This window comes from Kushneria pakistanensis (assembly GCF_014652795.1).
In the GTDB taxonomy this organism is placed as follows: Bacteria; Pseudomonadota; Gammaproteobacteria; order Pseudomonadales; family Halomonadaceae; genus Kushneria; species Kushneria pakistanensis.
Window position 1 is genome coordinate 58960 of the sequence record NZ_BMZM01000001.1, and the last position, 18805, is coordinate 77764.

The window sequence follows — 18805 nt, forward strand, 5'->3', positions numbered from 1 at the left end:
ATTATGACGTATGAGCAATCGGCAGCACGGCAATCTGATTGGTGCTGTCGTGTTGCCGATCGGCAATACGCTGCACATCGTGACGATGAATCAGTTCCTCAAGCGTAATACGGTCGAGGAAATCGTGTATGGCGTCGGACAGATCGCTCCAGAGATGGTGCGTCAGGCAGGTCGTACCCTGCTGACAATCGCCCGTACCCTGACAGCGCGTGGCATCAATGGACTCGTTGACAGCGTTGATGATGCTGGCCACGGAGATATCGCCGGGCGCCCTTGCCAGCAGGTAACCGCCACCCGGCCCTCGAACGCTGGTGACCAGGCCCTGACGACGTAGCTTGGCAAAGAGCTGCTCGAGATAGGAAAGCGAAATGTCCTGACGCGTAGAGATATCGGCCAGACTGATGGGCGAGCCGTTACCGTGCAACGCCAGATCAAGAATGGCAGTGACGGCGTAGCGGCCCTTGGTCGTCAGACGCATGATCCAGATTCCGCAGCATGACAGTAGCCACCAATTATGATAATCCCGAGAGTTTTGGTCAACAATTGCAGGCGGCGGTCCAGCGTACGGGTGTCATTGCTATGATGTTTCGGTCTGGTCCGGGGGAGTACCGGGGCGGTTCTGCAACCGATCCACCCGCGTTAGAATGCCGCGCAGCATGTTGAGTTCCATCACATCCAGCCGGCTTCTCATGTAAAGACGCCGCAGGCGCGCCATCAGCTGGCGGGGATTGGCCGGGTCATGAAAGCCGATATCGGTCAGGGTACGCTCAAGATGCTCAAAAAAGCGTTCGGTGTCGGCGTGACTGGCCAGCGGATTATCCCATTCGACCCCAAAGGGATAGGCCGAGCCGGGCAGGGTATCCACTGAAGCTGTCTGTGTGGCAAGAAACGCCTGGCGACATTCATAGGCCAGTACCTGTACGGCGGCGGCCAGATTGAGCGAGCTGTAATCGGCCGAGGTCGGAATATGCACATGCGTATGGCAGCGCTGGAGTTCTTCATTGGTCAGCCCCTTGTCCTCGCGACCAAAGACCAGTGCAACCGTGCCTTCGTGACCCTGCATTTCGCCCGGCAGACGGGCGGAGAATTCGCGCGGTGAGCACAGCGGCCAGGGCAGATGACGTGAACGTGCACTGGCGCCCACCACCCACCGGCAGTCCGTCAATGCCGGCTCCAGCGTGTCATGCAGGGTGGCGCGAGTGAGAATGTCATCGGCGCCCGAGGCTCGAGCAATGGCTTCGGGCGTGATCCCTTCGCAGCGCGGCGCGACCAGCGCGAGCTGCTCAAGCCCCATGGTTTTCATGGCGCGCGCGGCGGCGCCGATATTACCGGGATGACTGGTGCCAATCAGAACAATACGAATGCGCTCTAGCATGAAAATCGCCGTGATACAGAAAACGTGGGCCGTGGGGCATTGGAAGGGGCGAGTCTAGCATGGAGTGACGATGCCTTGCCCTGATGAAGTACTGGCGAGCCTGCGGCGTCTCTGCTAGCATCGTCGGCCACTTTTCCAGACAGTCCGCTTTTCAGACACCCATTCTATCGCGTCGCCAGCGTGACCGCCCGAGGGCATGTCACGCTGGCGGCGTCTGAATCTGTCAGCAAATGACTTGCCCCGCTCTTTAACAGCACTCGGTTCGAGGATTGATCATGCATCCAATGGTCCAGTTTGCCCTGCGCGCGCTGCGTGGCGCCCAGGAACAGTTCGTTCGCGTTCGCGATCGACTTGATATTGCCCGTGAAGACAACACGCTTGATACGCTGCTCAGCGATACCGCCCAGCGCGCTGAAACCCTGATTGCCTCCCAGTTTGGCAAGGGGTACCCGGAACACGGCATGTCGGGGCGCTATATCGGCTGGAACGAAGGCCGTGGTGAAGGACGTGATTACCACTGGAAGATCGAAATCTTTCATGGCTATGCCAATCTGGCCTCTGGTACCTCGGGCTGTGCGCTGTCGATGGTATGTCTCTACAAGGGACGTCCCGAACATGCCGTCATTGTCTCGCCCTTTACCGATGAAGAATATCTGGTCAGCCGCGGCCGCGGTGCCCACTACAACGGCCGGCGCATGCGTGTACCCACGCGCACCAGCATTGACGGCAGCCGCATCGCTCTGGGACTTCCCGAGAGCTGGATGCGCGAGCGCTACTTCTCGACCTGGCAGATCCTGACGACCCAGCTGGGTGCGCGCGTGGACATGCTGCGGGCCTCCGGCTGCCCGCTGCTGGACATGCTGGCGCTGTGTGCCGGTCATGTGGATGCCGGCTTTATTCTGGGGCTGGATGAGCAGGACATGCACATCATCAGTCTGGTGCTCAAGGAGTGCGGTGCGCTGTCCGGTACGCCGCAGGGCAATCCGCAGATCAAGGTGGAAGGGGCGCTCATGGCGGCCTCGCCCCGTCTTTTCAAGCAGCTGGTGCAGGCCATGGGCAGCGCGAACCTGCCGGATCTTTGAGTTATCAGGCGCACACATTGCGCTGAACAAAAAAAGGCCCGCCTCATGGAGGCGGGCCTTTTTGATGGTGCGATCCCGGGTGCCGGATGCGCTAACGGCTCAGGGCATGCCATCGTCGGCGGCGTTTTCGCGCTTGGCGGGAATCAGATCCTCACGTTCCAGCTTGACCAGCAGCAGCATGGCCGCCGCTACATAGATGGAGGAGAAGGTGCCCAGCACCACGCCCACAATCAATGCCAGCGAGAAGTTGTGGATCATGTCGCCGCCCAGGAAAAACAATGCCAGCAGCACCAGAAGGGTCGTGCCCGAGGTCGACAGGGTGCGCGACAGGGTCTGGTTGATGGCGTCGTTGAAGATCCTGATCAGATCACTGGACTGGGAGCGTCGTATGTTCTCGCGGATACGGTCGTAGACAATGATGGTGTCATTGAGTGAGTAACCGATCACGGCCAGCACCGCGGCCAGTACCGTCAGGTCGAAGTCGAGGCCGAACAGGGCAAAAAAGCCCAGCAGGATGACCACGTCATGGCCCAGCGAGATCAGCGCGCCAAGGGCAAACTTGTACTGGAAGCGAAAGGCCACATAGAGGGCGACCACGCCAAGTGCAATCAGCATCCCCAGGCCGCTCTGATCACGAAGCTGATCGCCGACCTGAGCCCCGACATATTCGGCGCGTACCAGACGGACCTGCTCGCCCTGAGCACGCAGGGCACCGAGCACCTGCTCACCGATGCCTTCATCAAAGGTCTGCTGAAGGCGGACCAGTACATCGGTATCGGCACCAAAGGTCTGCACGGAGTAATTGCCGAACCCGGCCTCGCCCAGCTCGTCACGCACCTCATCAAGTGAAGGTGCCTGTGCGTAGCTCACCTCGACCTGGGTGCCCCCGGTGAAATCGAGCCCGAGACTCAGGCCCTTGACGGCCAGTGCCCCGAGGGCAATGACCGTCAACAGGATGGAGATGATGTAGGCAGCCTTGCGCTTGCCCATGAAGTCAATTTGCGTCATTTGCCGGCCTCCTCAGATCCACAGCTTCTTGAGCGACTTGCCGCCTACGGCAAGGTTGGTAAGGGCACGGCTCACCATGACGCCGGTAAAGACCGAGGTCAGAATGCCCAGCGAGAGCGTGACAGCAAAGCCCTTCACGGGACCGGTACCAATCGAGAACAGAATGACCGCCACCAGCAGGGTCGTGATATTGGCATCCAGAATGGCGGTAAAGGCGCGTTCGTAGCCGGTATGGATGGCCTGCTGTATCGACCTTCCTCGCATCTCTTCGCGGATGCGCTCAAATACCAGCACGTTGGCGTCGACCGCCATGCCCAGTGTCAACACGATACCGGCAATGCCTGGCAGGGTCAGCGTGGCGCCCAGGATCGACATGGCCGCGATCAGGAGTGTCAGGTTAACGGTCAGTGCCAGGTTGGCGATCAGGCCAAAGCCCTTGTAGCGCACGATCATGAAGGCCAGCACCATTATCAGGCCGACGATAACCGACATGACGCCGCGGTCGATGTTCTGCTGACCCAGGCTTGGCCCGATGGTGCGCTCCTGGGCGAAGTAGATGGGCGCGGCCAGCGAGCCCGAACGCAGCAGCAGCGACAGCTCGCGCGCCTCGGTGGGCGAATCCAGACCGGTAATGCGGAACTGATTGCCCAGCGCGCTCTGGATGGTGGCCAGGCTGATGATGCCGCGTTCGGTGTAGGGCACACGCTCTTCGACCTGTTCGCCGTCGCGCGTGACGGTACGCGTGCGGGTCTTGTGCTCGATGAAGAGCACCGCCATGTTGCGTCCGATGTTGGCACGTGTGGCGCGATTCATCTGGCTGCCGCCCGGGCCATCAAGATTGATGTTGACCTGGGGGCGGCCACTGTCATCAAACGAGGTGCTGGCGCTGGAAACACGATCACCGGTGATGATGACGTCGCGTTCAAGCGCTGCCCTGCGACCACTGTCGTTGCGGAAGTCGAACGCCTGCTGCTGATCGGCGCTGGTGCTGTCGGATGCCTCAAGACGGAATTCGAGGTTGGCCGTCGCCCCCACGATTCGCTTGGCTTCGGCCGTGTCCTGAACACCCGGCAGCTCGACCACGATGCGGTTGGGGCCCTGACGCTGCACGATCGGCTCGGAGACGCCCAGCTCGTTGACGCGGTTGCGCAGGGTAGTGAGGTTCTGATTGACCGCGTAGTCCTGGATGTCGGTGACAGCCTGATCGGTCAGCATCATTACAAGCGTCGGTCCGGCCTCATCATCGTTGGCAAGGGAGAATTCGTTGTACTGCCGGTTGAGGAGCTGGCGGGCCTGGCTGCGGTCCTCTGCATTGGCAAAGGTAAAGCGAATGGCGTTATCCCCGGTGGTGTTATTGCGATAACGAATGCCTTCGCTTCGCAGGGCCTCGCGCATGGCGCTGGCATTGACATCCAGGCGCTGATCGATGGCGGCGTCCATGTCGACTTCCAGCAGGAAGTGCACACCACCACGCAGATCAAGCCCCAGGTTCATGGGCTTGGCGCCGATGCCCTGCAGCCATTGGGGAGTTGAGTCGGCCAGGTTCAGTGCCACGGTATAGCCCTGTCCCAGCGCCTTGCTGACCACATCGCGGGCGGCAGACTGCTGTGAGCCGTTTTCCAGCCGTATCAGCGCGGTGCCATCGGTGGATTCCTGTGACTTGACGGCAATGCCCGCCTGCTCAAGTGTCTGGTTGATGCGTGCCAGCTCGCTTTCGCCAACGCTGGTACTGCTATTGGCCGCGCTGATCTGGATGGCCGGATCCTTGGGGTACAGATTGGGCAGTGCATAGAGTACGCCCACAATAAACACGAGGAGTATCAGCAGATACTTCCAGAGGGGATAACGATTGAGCATCGTGGCCCTGTCCTGATTGGCTGGTGGCTCAAGAGAGCTTTTGGGGTCGTATCAATGACCACAGGGCTCGCCCAATGGTTCAATTACCACTGGACGAGCCCCGGGCGAAAGGCGACATGAAGCATGTCGCGAGCAGGCCATGACCGCACCGATACGCAGGCAGCGGTTGCCGGCTTTCAATCGGTTCAGATGGATTTCAGTGTGCCCTTGGGCAGTACGCTGATAACCGAGCTTTTCTGAACGTTGACTTCAGTACCTTCGGCGATTTCCAGGGTGATGAACTCGTCACCGACCTTGGTCAAACGTCCCATCAGGCCGCCGCTAATGGTGACTTCGTCGCCCTTTGAGAGCTCCGCCATCAGCTGCTTGTGTGCCTTGGCGCGCTTGGACTGCGGACGCCACAGCAGGAAATAGAAGATCAGTACAAAGCCGACCAGCATGACGATCTGACCAATGGCACCCGCGCCACCGGCACTGCCGGCGCTCCCTTCTGCCATGGCTGCCGGAATCAGGTACTCAAGCATGAGGTTTCCTCTAGGAATGATCTTGTTCAGTGGTGCTCTGTTATAAGCCGTTTACGCCTCAAGTGGCGGGGCCTCAAGGCCCCGGCGCGCATAGAACGCTGCCACGAAGTCCGCCAATGTACCCGCTTCGATAGCCCCGCGCAAACCACTCATCAGCTGCTGATAATGTCGCAGATTGTGGATGGTATTGAGCTGTGCACCCAGCATTTCGCCGCAGCGGTCCAGGTGATGGAGATAGCTGCGTGAAAAGTTCTGACAGGTGTAGCAGTCGCAGCCTTCTTCCAGCGGACGCGTATCGTGGCGATGGGTGGCGTTGCGGATGCGGATGACCCCATCAAAGGTAAAGAGGTGACCGTTGCGGGCATTACGGGTGGGCATCACGCAGTCGAACATGTCGACACCGCGGCGCACACCCTCGACCAGATCTTCCGGTCGGCCCACGCCCATCAGATAGCGCGGCTTGTCGTCCGGCATCAGTCCCGGCAGGTAATCAAGCACCTTGATCATCTCTTCCTTGGGCTCACCGACCGATAGACCGCCAATGGCCAGACCGTCAAAGCCGATCTGCTCGAGTCCTTCGAGCGAGCGCTCGCGCAGCTCCCGATACATGCCGCCCTGAATGATGCCAAAGAGCGCGGAAGGGGATTCGCCATGGGCATCCAGTGAACGCTGCGCCCAGCGAAGCGAGAGCTCCATCGAGGTTTTGGCTTCGTCAAAGGTGGCCGGATAGGGCGTGCACTCATCGAAGATCATGACAATGTCGGAACCCAGCGAGCGCTGTACGGCCATCGACTCTTCCGGGCCCATGAAGACCTTTGCGCCATCCACCGGCGAGCGAAAGTGGACGCCCTGTTCGGTGATCTTTCGCATGTCGCCCAGCGAGAAGACCTGAAAGCCGCCGGAGTCGGTCAGAATCGGCTTGTGCCACTGGGCAAAGTCGTGCAGATCACCGTGTGCTTCGATGACCTCGGTACCAGGCCGCAGCCAGAGATGAAAGGTGTTGCCCAGGATGATCTCGGCGCCAATGGCCTCGACATCCTTTGGGGTCATGCCCTTGACGGTGCCATAGGTGCCTACCGGCATGAAGGCCGGCGTCTCGATGGTGCCGCGGGGGAAAGTGAGGCGGCCTCGGCGGGCGCGTCCATCGGTTGCCATGCGCTCAAAGCGCATGAAACAGTCCTGTCTCATGAAAAGTCCTGTCAGTACTTGAAAGTCATCAATGCAAGTTTACGGCGCAGGGCGTGCTCAGCCGCGCTGTCGCGTGAGATACATGGCGTCGCCATAGCTGAAAAAGGCGTAACGCTCATCCACTGCCGCCTGGTAGGCCTGCATGACATGGTCATGGCCTGCAAAGGAGGCCACCAGCATCAAAAGCGTTGATTCGGGCAGGTGGAAGTTGGTGATCAGGGCATCCACGCACTGCCATTGATAGCCCGGGTAGATGAAAATGTCCGTATCACCGCTGAAGGCTTCAATATGGTCAGTGCTGCTGTGGCGGCAGGCGCTTTCCAGACAGCGCACGCTGGTGGTGCCAACGGCAATGACTCGATTGCCACGTGCCTGCGCTGCGCGCACCTGCTGTGCGGTGCCCTCGCTGACCTCGATCCATTCGCTGTGCATGTGGTGCTCAAGGATGTTGTCCACACGAACGGGCTGAAAGGTGCCCGCACCTACGTGCAGGGTCACGAAAGCCTTCTCGATGCCGCGTTTCTCCATCTCCTCGAGCATGGCATCGTCGAAATGCAGGCCGGCTGTCGGAGCGGCGACCGCACCGTCACGACGGGCGTAAACGGTCTGATAGCGCTCGCGGTCGGTATGCTCATCCTCGCGCTCGATATAAGGGGGCAGCGGCATGTGGCCATGTGCTTCCAGCAGGGCAACCAATGGTGTGTCGCCTTCAAAGCGCAGCTCGAAAAGTGCGTCGCGTCGGCCTTCCACCACGGCATGAATATCGCCTTCAAACACGATGCGGGTGCCCACCTTTGGCGCCTTGCTGGCGCGCAGGTGGGCCAGACCGCGGTGCGTATCCAGCGGGCGCTCCAGCAGCATCTCGACACGTCCGCCACTTTCCTTGTGACCGAAAAGGCGAGCGGGAATGACGCGGGTATCGTTGAACACCACCAGATCGCCTGGATCGAGATATTCCAGAAGCGCTGGAAAGCGGGTGTGCTCAAGACTGCCGCTGTCGCCATTGACACACAGCAGGCGGCAGTCGCTGCGCTGGTCGCTGGGATAGCGGGCAATCAGTTCGTTGGGCAGGTCAAAGTGAAAGTCGGCGCGCTGCATCGGTTACCAGGGGTCGGTTCCGTGAAAAGGCAGGCATGATAGCGGATGCTACAGGTCTTCGTCATTGACGTGTTGGCCACGGCTCGTATAATACGCCTCGCGCAACACTGCCGGTGTGGCGAAATTGGTAGACGCAGCGGATTCAAAATCCGCCGGACTAATCCTCCGTGTCGGTTCGAGTCCGACCACCGGCACCATTGATCCCCGCTACTGTTTGCGTTGTCAATTCCTGCTTTTTTTCCTTCCCGTGTAGCCTGCGCCTGCAAGGCGTGTATCCTTGTCTGGCATGTCTGTTTTAAACGCTCATTGGAGGGGGATTCGAGTGTCTCATCAAAGCTGCATGGTTCGTCATTTTCAGTACTTTACGGACCTTTCCGAGTCGGAAATCGAACTGCTGAGTACGCTTGAAAAATCTCCCGAGCAGCTGGAAAGCGGTGAATTTCTGTGGCGTGAAGGCGAGCGTGCTGAAGAAATGGGCGTGCTGAGCAAGGGCTGGGCCTATAGCAGCTACGTGCTTGAAGATGGCAGCAGAATGATTCTGGACATTTTCATGCCCGGGGATGTCATAGGGCTTCGCGAGTTTGCCGCCGACACCCACCAATCCACCGTGGAAGCCATCACCGACTGCACGTTTTGCCGTTTTCCACACGGCCATCTGGATAATGTTTTTGAGCAATCCAGCCGGCTGACCAATACCTTCTTTTCCATTTCGGCAACCCAGCAGTCCATGCTGGTAGAGCGCATGGTCAATCTGGGGCGCCGGGATGCACCGAGCAAGCTGGCGCATTTTCTTTGCGAGATGCGAAGCCGTCTTTCCAAGACCAACGCCGGTGGGCTCAATGAGTTCAGGCTGCCGCTGTCACAGCAGATGCTGGCGGATCTGATGGGATTGACATCGGTTCATGTCAGCCGGGTGTTCTCCTTGTTGCGTGAACAGTCGCTGGTCTATCGCGACCGTCATCAGATCACCATTCCTGATATTGACAGGCTGATGGAATTTGCCGATTTCAGGGATGGTTATCTGCGAATGCAGACAAGGAAGTCCGATGCATGAAATATCGATGATATAAATGATGCAAAAGGGCAGGAATCAAGTAAAAGTGCTTTTGCAGGCAAGAAAAGTATTAAGGATTTAATTCATGGTGGGGTTTTTGGACCTGGTTTGTATCAGGATATCGAAGGCTTGAATTAAAGACTGTCAGTACTTAAAGGTAGTCTTGGTTGTCACTATTGTTTTATTTTTAATGCTCAAGCGTTAATGCCGTTTCAAACTGGCGAATCAGCATAATTTATTTCCTCCCATTACATTAGATTCCTCTGCCAGCAAGTCAGTCAGAGGGTCCGGTAATGGCCAGCGAAAATGTTTCAGTCGCCCCGGCAAGGGGTCGTATACGGTGGATGGATGCCCTTAGAGGGCTTGCCATTACCATGGTGGTTTATTTACACAGTGCCGACTCTATGGCGCTCAAGTTTGATGACCTTGATCCCATCTTTACCCAGATCAACGGCTATTTTTCACCCTTCAGAATGCCGGCGCTGATGCTGCTTTCGGGGCTTCTGGTGGCAGGGTCCATGCGGAAGGGAGCAGGACGCTACTTCAAGGGAAAACTGTCAGGCATCCTTTATCCCTATGTCATCTGGTCTGTGGTTTCCTACGGCCTTTTTATATATAGAGCGCATTTTAACGGCAAGCCTGTGGTCGAATTCTGGCATTCGCTGTTTTTTGAGCCCATGGCCTATCTGTGGTTTATTTATTACATTTTCTTTTATTACGTCATTGCCTTTTTTGTCTTGAGGCTGCACTGGAGCGTGTCCCTTCTGGGGTCATTGGCCCTTTATTTGATATTGAAGGATACCGAGCTTGATCGGTTCATGTTCCATCTGCCGTTTTTCATTCTGGGCGGCGTGCTGGGCTATCATCTGGAGGCATTCAGGCACTTTGTCGAGCGTACCAGCTGGCTGGCGGCGCTGGCACTGGCAGGCCTGGTCACCTGGTATGTCATGGCCTATCACGGGATGGTGGCGACGGGTGGTGCCTATCAGCCCATCTCGATGGTGCTGGCGCTGGCGATGACACTGGTACTACTGCGTATCGTGACCTTCAAGTGGGCCGGCACGGTATTGCGTCCTTTTGAGTGGTTTGGGCGTAACTCTCTGGTGCTTTTCCTTGTACATTTTCCGGTCACCTGGGTGGCACCCGTGATTCTGACGCGTGTGGTGCATGGCAATCCGGATATGGTCTTTCTGCTCTATTTCCTGGCAGTTCTGGCCGTCAGCTCGCTGGCTGCCGTAATGAACAATCGCAGCAAGCTGGTATCACTACTGTTTACTGCCAATGCACTGATGGGGCGTAAGGCGCCTGCAAGATCCGAAGTGCGGATCGGCAACGGTAGCGTCGCCTCGAAGTAAACAAATGCCTTTAACATGACGTATTAATACGCATGACCGGTGCCTGAGCCGGGCATGCGTTTTTAATGTCCGGGAGAAAGAGCTGTGCTGGCGGGCAAGTGCAACGCATCATGAAAGTCCCTAGAATGGCGGCATTCATGTGGCTAGGGCCCGTCCCCGGTCATGTCTTGTCGGGCCTGAACGGGAGCACTCATGAGCGAGGGCGTACTGCACTTTTTCTTTATTACGACAGGCACCATCCTGACACTTCTTTTTTTCCCGCTACTGGTCATGGTGCTCTGGAAGATATTTCGGCGCTGGCGAGAGGAAAAACGCTCGCGTCACTAATGCTGTTGTTGCAGGTCACATCTGTCCAGCATGCAGCAGCATGCTGGACATGACCGTTATCTGACCGTGATGACGCGACAGTCAGCGCGCTGGTTGATCGCTCTGGAAACGCTGCCACCTGTTCTGGCTGATGCCTTTCCAAATCCCTGATACCCCATGACAATGGCATCGGCATCCAGCCGGTGTGCTTCACGTTCGATGACTTCGGCAGGTGTTCCCTCGCGAACGATGATGTCGGTGTCGATATCCGAGGTATCGATGGCCTCAAGCGCTATCTGAACGAGCTGCATGGCAGCGTCTTCGCGCGAGGCGTTGGTTGATGAGCTAAATGTGCTGTTTTCCTCATCCATGGCCGGAACGTGCAGCAGATAGAGCCTGCCCGCATTGGCGCGTGCCAGATGCGCTGCTATATCCAGTGCCTTGTTGGCATTTCCGGATCCGTCCAGCGGTACGAGGATTTTGTGATACATGAGAGGCCTCCTTTTGCTTGTGTCATGACACTTTAATGACGTGCGTCACAAGTATAAGACTGAAGCCATGGCTGCCAAGGTGGATTTGTCGCCGTGTCCGTTGCCGGCTAAAGGTGAGGAACCAGGCATAAAAGGTAGATACTAAAACGCCCGCACTGAAAGGGTGCGGGCGTACAGCGGGCGTGGCAGATCAGAAACGCCGGCCCAGCAAAAGACCTGCGACCAGGCCGATGGCGGCGCCGGCGCCAATATAGCTCCAGGCGTTTTCATGCACATGACGGTCAAGATCACGTGCGCCTTCTTCAGTCAGTTCCCAGGCACGATGACCTTCATCTTCTACTCGATCGCGCGCCTGATGCCAGCGCTGACCAAGCTGATCACCCGCACCCTTGAGACGCGTACGAACCTTGTCACCCGCTGAGTCCAGCTCATCTTCATAACGCGCCAGTGCGCGTGCGCCGCGCTTGTTCAATTCTTTCTCGTAATCCTTGAGTCGACGATGTGTTCGGCTTTCGCTGGATGAAAAGATGCCCATCTGATGTCCTCCGGTGACGTGGTCAGGCCTGTTTTCAGATAAATACTGATCAGGGTTAAGTGAGTATATGTTGCTGGAAGCGGTTGTGCCTGTCTGATTCATGCAACGCCATTCAGGGGTTTACATAACCTGCGCTACCTGATTGGACACTGTATCCAAGCGTAGTTCAGATCAAAACCCTTAACCTGGCCTTCATGTTAATGAAACATGACTGTCATGCTCTGTACAATTCCTGCAAAGGAAAATGGTTTTTTTCCAGCCTTAAAGGGTTTTAAAAATAAAAAAAGCATTTTTATCTGAAAAATATGGACAACAGTTCTACTAGTGTTACCATGATTTCACTGCAAGGATGCAGACAGAAGGCAGGAAGCTTTCGTTCAGTCAGATGGCAGGATTTTCCAGGAAGGAAAAGTGGTTCAAGTCGCCATGGACGGCGCCTGACGCTGCGGCAACGCCTGTAAATGATGTCATGTCTGCATCCTTTTTATTTTCCTTGTCGTGATATCACCTTCAGGTGACGACTTCTGGCTGGCTTCGTTTATCGAAGCCTTTTTTTATGCGTGCGCTTTACCGGGGCAGGGCTTGCAGGACTTCGAATATGCCTTAAGCAGGCGTAAGATTGCCGCTTTATGTTCGGAGAATGCCGCTGTGGGATCGTCACGTGTACGCGTCCAGATCGTGGATGCCCGTAACCGGCCTGTGGGGAGTGCGCGCCGATGCGATATGCGCCGTCTGCAGATGTGGCATCGCGCCGTCTACATCTTTGTGCTTGACCAGCACGACAGGCTTTGTGTCCAGCAGCGTACGCCCTGGAAGGACATCTTTCCGGATTATCGTGATCTCTGTGCTGGCGGTGTGGTGGATGCCGGAGAAACCATGGCATGTGCTGCGCGTCGTGAGCTGCAGGAAGAGCTGGGCCTGTCTCTGGCATTAACACCCTGCCTGACGCTGCATTTCGAAGATGGCATGAACGCTTTTGGCAGCGTTTTTCTGGCGCGTTATCGGGGGGAGCCCATGACGCTTCAGGCCAGTGAAGTGTCAAGCGTTGAGTGGCTGACGCTGGATGAAGCGTTGGCGCTTGAAGATGCCACGCCTGACTCATACCAGGCGCTCAAGACCCTGGCGGACAAGAATCTCATGCCGCGGCCTGTTTGATGACAGGCCGCGCGGATCTCGTGAGCTCAGGGGCTACGTGTTTCTCTTACCCAGCCGTTGCGATAGTCCAGGGCTGGCGTATCGTCATCCGATAACCAGATGGGACCGTCCAGATCCACGATGGAGGCCCGGGCTGCTACCGGTAGTGCTGCGCGCATGGCCATGGAGGTACCCAGCATACAGCCCACCATGATGGCCATGCCATGCTCGTGAGCCGCCTCTACCATCGCCAGTGCCTCGGTCAGCCCGCCACTTTTATCGAGCTTTATATTGATCATTTCGTAGCGTCCCTTGAGGTGTGCCACATCTGCCCGGGTATGACAGCTTTCGTCGGCACACAGGGAAACCGGATGCGAAAAGTCGGCGAGCATGGCGTCATCTCCTGCCGGTAGCGGCTGCTCGATCATCTCCACATTCAGACTCGCCAGCGCGTAACAGTACTGCTCGACATGTTCGGGTGCCCATGCCTCATTGGCATCAATAATGAGACGCACATCGGGTGCTGCCTCACGAACGGCGTGCACCCGCTCGACGACCTGCTCATCGTTGAGCTTGATCTTCAAAAGACGTGCACCCTGTGCCAGCTCCTTGCGGGCCGCTTCAGCCATGTCTTCGGGAGAGGCGATGGAAATGGTATGGGCGGTCACGATCTCCTGGCCGATGGGTGGCCCCAGCCGTGCTGTCGGCGTGACGCCCTCCAGCGCGCATTCCAGTGACCACAGGGCGCAGTCCAGCGCATTGCGGGCAGGGCCGGCCGGCAGTCGCTCAAGCAGCGCTTGGCGGTCGATGCCCTGCTCGATGGCCAGTGATACTTCATCAATGTCTTCCAGTACCGACTCCACACTGTGCCCATAGCGCGGCGTGGGTTTGCTTTCTCCTGTCCCTACATGCCCATCCTGATGGATTTCAACCCGGATAACGTCAATCGATGTGCTGGCGCCTCGCGCAATGACGAAGGGCCGGTCCAGCGGCCAGGTCTGGGTATAGCGCTTGAGCGTACGCATTATTGTTTTGCTCCTGTCAGCCCTGCTACCAGCGGGGCGATGCCAAAACGTACGGGGTCGGTCGCCGGCACGCCAAAGCGCTGGCTCAGTGCCTCAAGCTCACGTCGGGCGGTGGCTTCATCGACCTGGGAAGTATTAATGGAGAAACCGGCCAGCTGCACCGCCGGGTTGGTAACACGCGCTGCCGCCAGATTGGCTTCGATACAGGCAGCCATCTCCGGCATCGGTCGGTTGGGCAGATGGCGCATGTGGGGCCGCCCCAGTTCATGACACATCACGAGATAGTCAGGTTGTGCGCCATGCAACAGTCCCAGGCTGACGCCGGCGTAGGCGGGGTGAAAGAGCGAGCCCTGTCCCTCGATGATATCCCACTGTTGATCGTCACAGGCCGGACTCAGCCATTCCACCGCACCCGAAATGAAATCGGCAATCACGGCATCGATGGCCACGCCTTCACCGGCGATGAGTACACCGCACTGCCCGGTGGCGCGAAAGTGCGCGTTGAGCCCTGCCTGTTCAAGCCCGCGCTGCAGGGCGAGCGAGCTGAACATCTTGCCCAGCGAGCAGTCGGTACCTACTGTCAGTACGCGTGTGCCACTGCGGGGTTCACCAGTGCCGACTTCCAGGGGGGGATGATTGTGACGAATGTCATGCAGCGTTACACCATGTTCCCGGGCCAGCTCGGGAACCCCTTCAATGGCCGTCAGGCGCTGATGCATGCCGCTGGCAATGTCCATGCCGTGAGAAATCGCCTGGCAGATCACATCACGCCAGTGGGCCGGCAGTTTGCCGCCGGAGTTGGCCACGCCGATGACCAGCGTTCGCGCGCCTCGCGCGACGGCGTCTTCAATGCTGACATCCTCGATGCCCACGCTGACGGTGCGCTCGGTCATGCGCAGCTGTCCTACGGCCTTTTCAGGGCGCCAGATCACTACCGCACGGGCCATCTTGGCAGAGACGCTGTCCTCGATATCCCCGAGAAACAGCAGGTAGGGTGAAACAATGTCAGCGGGACGATAGGACATGGCAGTCATCAGGGGCTCCGTGGCTGTACTGGCAGTTGTACTAACAGAATGGCTGTATGGGTATATTGTCAGTGTCGCTGAAAAGCGCCATGCCTTCGAATGCTGTTATATGGTCAGGGTATAACCATTCTGTATACTTGTGATGCAGGCAAGGGGCTGCCTAGTCTGACGTTACGCCGTTCAACTGCTCGATAATTAGCGTGCGAAGGCGGTGCGCCGAGTGGGGGAGCGGAACATGGGATGCGCTCAATAGCGCCACATCCATGTTGAGGGCCGGTGCCAATGGCAGCACCTGTAGCCGGTCGCGGTAGCGTTCGGCCGTAAAGGGATCGACGATGCCCGTACCGCCGCCGGCCATCACCATTTCGGCGATCACACTATAGGTCTTGATCCGCAGGCGTGTTGCAGGGATCAGACGGGCCTCGCTGAGAGCATTGTCGAGCAGGGTGCCCAGCGGGTCGTCACCGGGCATAAGTATCAGACCATGGGCATTGAGCCATTCAAGCGTGACCGGACAGGGGGCGACCATGCCCGAGGGCAGCAATGCCTTCATCGGTGCCTGCATCAGGTGTTCGCACTGGATGCCTTCAGGCGCCGGCTGTGCAAAGGTCAGCGCCAGATCCAGATGGTGGGCCAGCAGCTCTTCACACAGTGTCGAAAAGTGCGACGTCACCAGTTCAATCTCAAGCGCCGGCAGCGTCTTTTGCAACGTGATCAGTGCCTTTGGCATGATCAGATGTCCCAGCGCATGAGAGGCTCCCAGTCGCAGCGTCTGGTCAATGCCGTGGCGTAGCTGGCGGCCCAGCTGCTCCACGACATTAAGCTGTCTCACGGCAGTCTCGATGGCCGGCCAGAGCCTGAGGGCTTCAGGCGTGGGGGTAAGGCCGCGGGGATGTCGCTTGAACAGACTGACGCCCAGCACTGATTCCGCATGCGCCAGCGTTCGCGTCACACTGGGCTGAGAAACGTTGAGATGGCGTGCAGCGGCGCTGACGCTGCCACAGCTGATCAGGGCGTGAAAGATTTCGATGTGACGCAGTTTCATGACGCACCATCATGTCGGCAGACAGGTTCATGATGCCTGCTTGTGACCATGATGGCATCATGCGCCAGGGCGTCATTGCCGCGGCAGCGGTTTTGAAAGCACTGGCCTTTTGTACCAGGTTATGAAAGCTTACGCGCCGCGTGAGGGGTTTTTGGGCCCGACGGTAAACATCTGAACTGACCATGGAGAAGACATGTGGCTTTGAAGAGGCTGTTTTATTGGCTTCGCCTGCCCCTTTTGGTGCTTTTGCTGAGCACTGTATCGGTAGCAGCGATAGCCGAACCCCAGGCTGGCGAAGCGTCTTCGCCATCTTCCGAGCAAACCTCTTATGCGGCGCTGGCGGATCTGCTTGAGAACGAACAGACGCGTAACGAAATGATTTCACAGCTGCGCCATATTGCGCAGGGTGAAGCACCCTCTCCCGAAACCTCCGAGACAGCCGCCGGCGTGCCGGTTCAGGAGCAGTCTCTGGGCGGACGTATTGCGGACATGACGCAAAACTTTGCTCAGGGGATCGCCGAGGATGTGACCAACGCCATCGCTTCTTTCCGTAGTGCCGGTGATGGCGAAGGCGCCGGACTTCCCTGGTCACTCTGGGGCGGCATCCTGCTGGCCTTTGGCATCGCGGTAGTGTCCACGGTTGTTGCCTTTTTTGTGCTGCGGGCACTGGTAGCACGCATTTATCGTCGTATCGATCAATGGGTCGCCAGCCAGCCTGTTCCTGCTGCCGCACAGCCGGTGGAAGCCGGTAACGAGGAGGAGCAGGAGATCCTCAGCGAAAAGGAACAAAAGCAGGCAGCAGGGGCGCTTCTCAGACGCTGGAGTGCCGTGCTCGGGGCCTTGCTGATCGATGTCATCGTGATCGTGCTGGCCGGTGCCGCAGGCTACCTTGTCAGTCTGTTTGGTGCGGGTGAAACCGGAGAGATCGGTCGCACTGAATCACTTTTCATTAACGCCTTTGTCATCGTCGAGATCGTCAAGGCATTGATCAGGATGGTGTTTTCCACGCGCTATGACTCGCTGCGCCTTTTTGCGATGTCGAGTGACACCGCGTCGTACTGGAACCGCTGGCTGGCACGCGTGGTCGGTATTACCGGCTACGGCCTGATGGTGGCAGTGCCCATGATCAATGCCATGTTGTCTCCGGCAGCCGGGCAGATGGTCAGCCTGCTCATCATGATCGGGGTCTACATCTATGCCGTGCGCGTGGTGCTTAAAAACCGCATCACACTGCGTGATAACCTCAATAAGCGCGCCGACGAGAGCAATTTTGCCTTTTTCAGCACGCTGCTGCGCATCCTCGGGCGTACCTGGCATCTATTTGCGCTGGCCTATTTCACCGTGCTGCTGGTAGTCAGCCAGGTGCAGCCAGCACAGGCGCTGCCGTTCATGGCGCATGCCACCGTGCAGACGCTGCTGGCGGTCGGGATTGGTATTCTGATTTCCTCGGTGCTTACCATTGCGCTGGCACGTCGCATTCATCTTTCCGAAAATCTGCGCGAGCGTCTTCCCATGCTGGAAGAGCGCGTCAACTCCTATGTGCCCAAGGCATTGAGAGGCCTGCGCATTCTGTTGGGCATCTTCGTAATCCTGACAGTACTGGATGCCTGGCATGCCTTTGACCTGCCGGGTTGGCTGTCATCGGAAAGTGGTGCCGAGACCATCGGCATGATCGTGCACGTGGCGATTATTCTCTTCATCTCCACGCTGATCTGGACCGTGGTGGCCAGCTTTATCGAGCATCGCCTGAGCGCGGCTTCTGCGCCCAGTGCCCGCGAAAAAACGCTGCTGTCACTGTTTCGCAATGCGATTCTGATTTTGATCGTGACCATGACGGTGCTGATCGTGCTGTCGCAGATCGGCATCAATATCGGCCCGCTGATTGCCGGTGCCGGTGTGGTCGGTCTGGCCATCGGCTTTGGCGCCCAGAAGCTGGTGCAGGACATCATTACCGGGGTATTCATTCAGCTGGAAAATGCCATGAATACCGGCGATGTGGTGGGTGTGGCCGGGCTGACCGGTACTGCCGAAAAAATCACCATTCGTTCGGTAGGACTGCGGACGCTGGATGGCACTTTCCATGTCATTCCCTTCTCCTCGGTTGATACCGTTTCCAACTACATGCGCGACTTTGCCTACCATGTCGGCGAATACGGCATTGCCTATCGCGAGAACGTGGATAACGCCATCCTCCACCTGCGCGAGGCCTTTGCCGAGCTGATGAGCAATCCGGATCAGGCTGTCAATGTCATTGATGACATGGCAGTGCCTGGCGTGGTGTCGCTGGCGGACAGCTCGGTCAATATCCGCATCATGATCAAGACCAAGCCCGGCACGCAGTGGGGGGTAGGGCGAGAGTTCAACCGTCTGGTCAAAAAGCATTTCGATGCGGCTGGTATCGAGATTCCATATCCGCATACCACGCTCTATTTCGGGCAGGACAAGAACGGTGGCGCGCCGCCGGCCAATGTTCACGTGCTCGACGAATATGTGGTGGAAGAAGGTCAGGCCGGTGCGGCGGGTCAGACACCCTCACGCAAGGGGGCGAAAGCCGTCTCGACCGGACAGGCAGAGCACAGCCGCCTGCAGGAGAAGGAAAAGCTGCCTGATGAAGATAATGATGAGGGGGATGATGGCAACGACGTGGATCGTTAAATCGACGTCATCGCCATGAATGAAAGGGGCATCCACTGGATGCCCCTT

18 protein-coding genes and 1 tRNA gene are annotated in these 18805 nt (G+C 57.8%); 7 read left to right on the plus strand and 12 right to left on the minus strand.

Annotated elements, in window-relative coordinates; translation table 11 throughout:
• Position 1 precedes the first annotated feature (1 nt).
• Positions 2–478, minus strand: coding sequence for a Fe-S cluster assembly transcriptional regulator IscR (iscR, locus tag IE123_RS00300; protein ID WP_189513930.1), 477 nt, complete (start codon positions 476–478; stop codon positions 2–4).
• A 99-nt stretch (positions 479–577) separates the two neighbouring features.
• The gene (locus tag IE123_RS00305) at positions 578–1375 is read right to left on the minus strand and encodes an RNA methyltransferase (protein WP_189513932.1); all 798 of its coding nucleotides are present in this window, start codon (positions 1373–1375) and stop codon (positions 578–580) included.
• A 275-nt stretch (positions 1376–1650) separates the two neighbouring features.
• Between IE123_RS00305 and IE123_RS00310 the strand changes: the two genes are divergently transcribed.
• Positions 1651–2457, plus strand: coding sequence for an inositol monophosphatase family protein (locus tag IE123_RS00310; protein WP_189513935.1), 807 nt, complete (start codon positions 1651–1653; stop codon positions 2455–2457).
• A gap of 99 nt (positions 2458–2556) precedes the next feature.
• Here the strand turns inward: IE123_RS00310 and secF are convergent, their stop codons facing one another.
• The 5 genes from secF to queA form a co-directional block, all read right to left on the minus strand.
• Positions 2557–3465 (minus strand): protein translocase subunit SecF, encoded by a 909-nt coding sequence (secF, locus tag IE123_RS00315; RefSeq protein ID WP_189513938.1) that lies wholly within the window; start codon positions 3463–3465, stop codon positions 2557–2559.
• Between the two features lie 12 nt (positions 3466–3477).
• Positions 3478–5322 (minus strand): protein translocase subunit SecD, encoded by a 1845-nt coding sequence (gene secD, locus IE123_RS00320; RefSeq protein WP_189513941.1) that lies wholly within the window; start codon positions 5320–5322, stop codon positions 3478–3480.
• Positions 5323–5507: 185 nt separating this feature from the next.
• Entirely contained in the window at positions 5508–5846 is a 339-nt protein-coding gene (yajC, locus tag IE123_RS00325; RefSeq protein ID WP_189513944.1) for a preprotein translocase subunit YajC, read from the minus strand.
• A gap of 51 nt (positions 5847–5897) precedes the next feature.
• Entirely contained in the window at positions 5898–7016 is a 1119-nt protein-coding gene (gene tgt, locus IE123_RS00330) for a tRNA guanosine(34) transglycosylase Tgt (protein WP_444542880.1), read from the minus strand.
• A 75-nt stretch (positions 7017–7091) separates the two neighbouring features.
• Entirely contained in the window at positions 7092–8132 is a 1041-nt protein-coding gene (gene queA, locus IE123_RS00335; protein ID WP_189513951.1) for a tRNA preQ1(34) S-adenosylmethionine ribosyltransferase-isomerase QueA, read from the minus strand.
• A 109-nt stretch (positions 8133–8241) separates the two neighbouring features.
• Between queA and IE123_RS00340 the strand changes: the two genes are divergently transcribed.
• The 4 genes from IE123_RS00340 to IE123_RS16245 all read left to right on the plus strand — a co-directional run bounded on the left by IE123_RS00340 (position 8242) and on the right by IE123_RS16245 (position 10868).
• Positions 8242–8329, plus strand: a tRNA-Leu gene (locus IE123_RS00340).
• A gap of 143 nt (positions 8330–8472) precedes the next feature.
• On the plus strand, positions 8473–9186 hold the full coding sequence (locus IE123_RS00345) for a Crp/Fnr family transcriptional regulator (RefSeq protein ID WP_189513953.1): 714 nt from the start codon (positions 8473–8475) through the stop codon (positions 9184–9186).
• 344 nt (positions 9187–9530) lie between these two features.
• Positions 9531–10541, plus strand: coding sequence for an acyltransferase family protein (locus IE123_RS00350; protein WP_189513957.1), 1011 nt, complete (start codon positions 9531–9533; stop codon positions 10539–10541).
• Positions 10542–10733: 192 nt separating this feature from the next.
• Positions 10734–10868 carry a hypothetical protein gene (locus tag IE123_RS16245; RefSeq protein WP_268246913.1) on the plus strand — a complete coding sequence of 45 codons (135 nt, stop codon included), beginning with the start codon at positions 10734–10736 and terminating at the stop codon, positions 10866–10868.
• 56 nt (positions 10869–10924) lie between these two features.
• Here the strand turns inward: IE123_RS16245 and IE123_RS00355 are convergent, their stop codons facing one another.
• Positions 10925–11338, minus strand: a complete 414-nt coding sequence (locus IE123_RS00355) for a universal stress protein (RefSeq protein WP_189513959.1) — start codon at positions 11336–11338, stop codon at positions 10925–10927.
• A gap of 190 nt (positions 11339–11528) precedes the next feature.
• On the minus strand, positions 11529–11873 hold the full coding sequence (locus tag IE123_RS00360) for an ElaB/YgaM/YqjD family protein (RefSeq protein WP_189513962.1): 345 nt from the start codon (positions 11871–11873) through the stop codon (positions 11529–11531).
• A gap of 648 nt (positions 11874–12521) precedes the next feature.
• Between IE123_RS00360 and IE123_RS00365 the strand changes: the two genes are divergently transcribed.
• Entirely contained in the window at positions 12522–13028 is a 507-nt protein-coding gene (locus tag IE123_RS00365; protein ID WP_189513965.1) for an NUDIX hydrolase, read from the plus strand.
• Between the two features lie 26 nt (positions 13029–13054).
• On the opposite strand, the gene dgcA is transcribed toward IE123_RS00365, so the two are convergent.
• The 3 genes from dgcA to IE123_RS00380 all read right to left on the minus strand — a co-directional run bounded on the left by dgcA (position 13055) and on the right by IE123_RS00380 (position 16102).
• On the minus strand, positions 13055–14032 hold the full coding sequence (dgcA, locus tag IE123_RS00370; RefSeq protein ID WP_189513967.1) for an N-acetyl-D-Glu racemase DgcA: 978 nt from the start codon (positions 14030–14032) through the stop codon (positions 13055–13057).
• Positions 14032–15066, minus strand: coding sequence for an N-acetyltransferase DgcN (gene dgcN / locus IE123_RS00375; protein WP_229819480.1), 1035 nt, complete (start codon positions 15064–15066; stop codon positions 14032–14034). Before dgcN ends, dgcA begins: the two co-directional genes overlap by 1 nt.
• Before the next feature lie 151 nt (positions 15067–15217).
• On the minus strand, positions 15218–16102 hold the full coding sequence (locus tag IE123_RS00380) for a LysR family transcriptional regulator (RefSeq protein ID WP_189513970.1): 885 nt from the start codon (positions 16100–16102) through the stop codon (positions 15218–15220).
• A 195-nt stretch (positions 16103–16297) separates the two neighbouring features.
• On the opposite strand from IE123_RS00380, the gene IE123_RS00385 reads away from it, so the two are divergent.
• Positions 16298–18757 (plus strand): mechanosensitive ion channel domain-containing protein, encoded by a 2460-nt coding sequence (locus tag IE123_RS00385; protein WP_229819482.1) that lies wholly within the window; start codon positions 16298–16300, stop codon positions 18755–18757.
• The last annotated feature ends 48 nt before the right edge of the window (positions 18758–18805 follow it).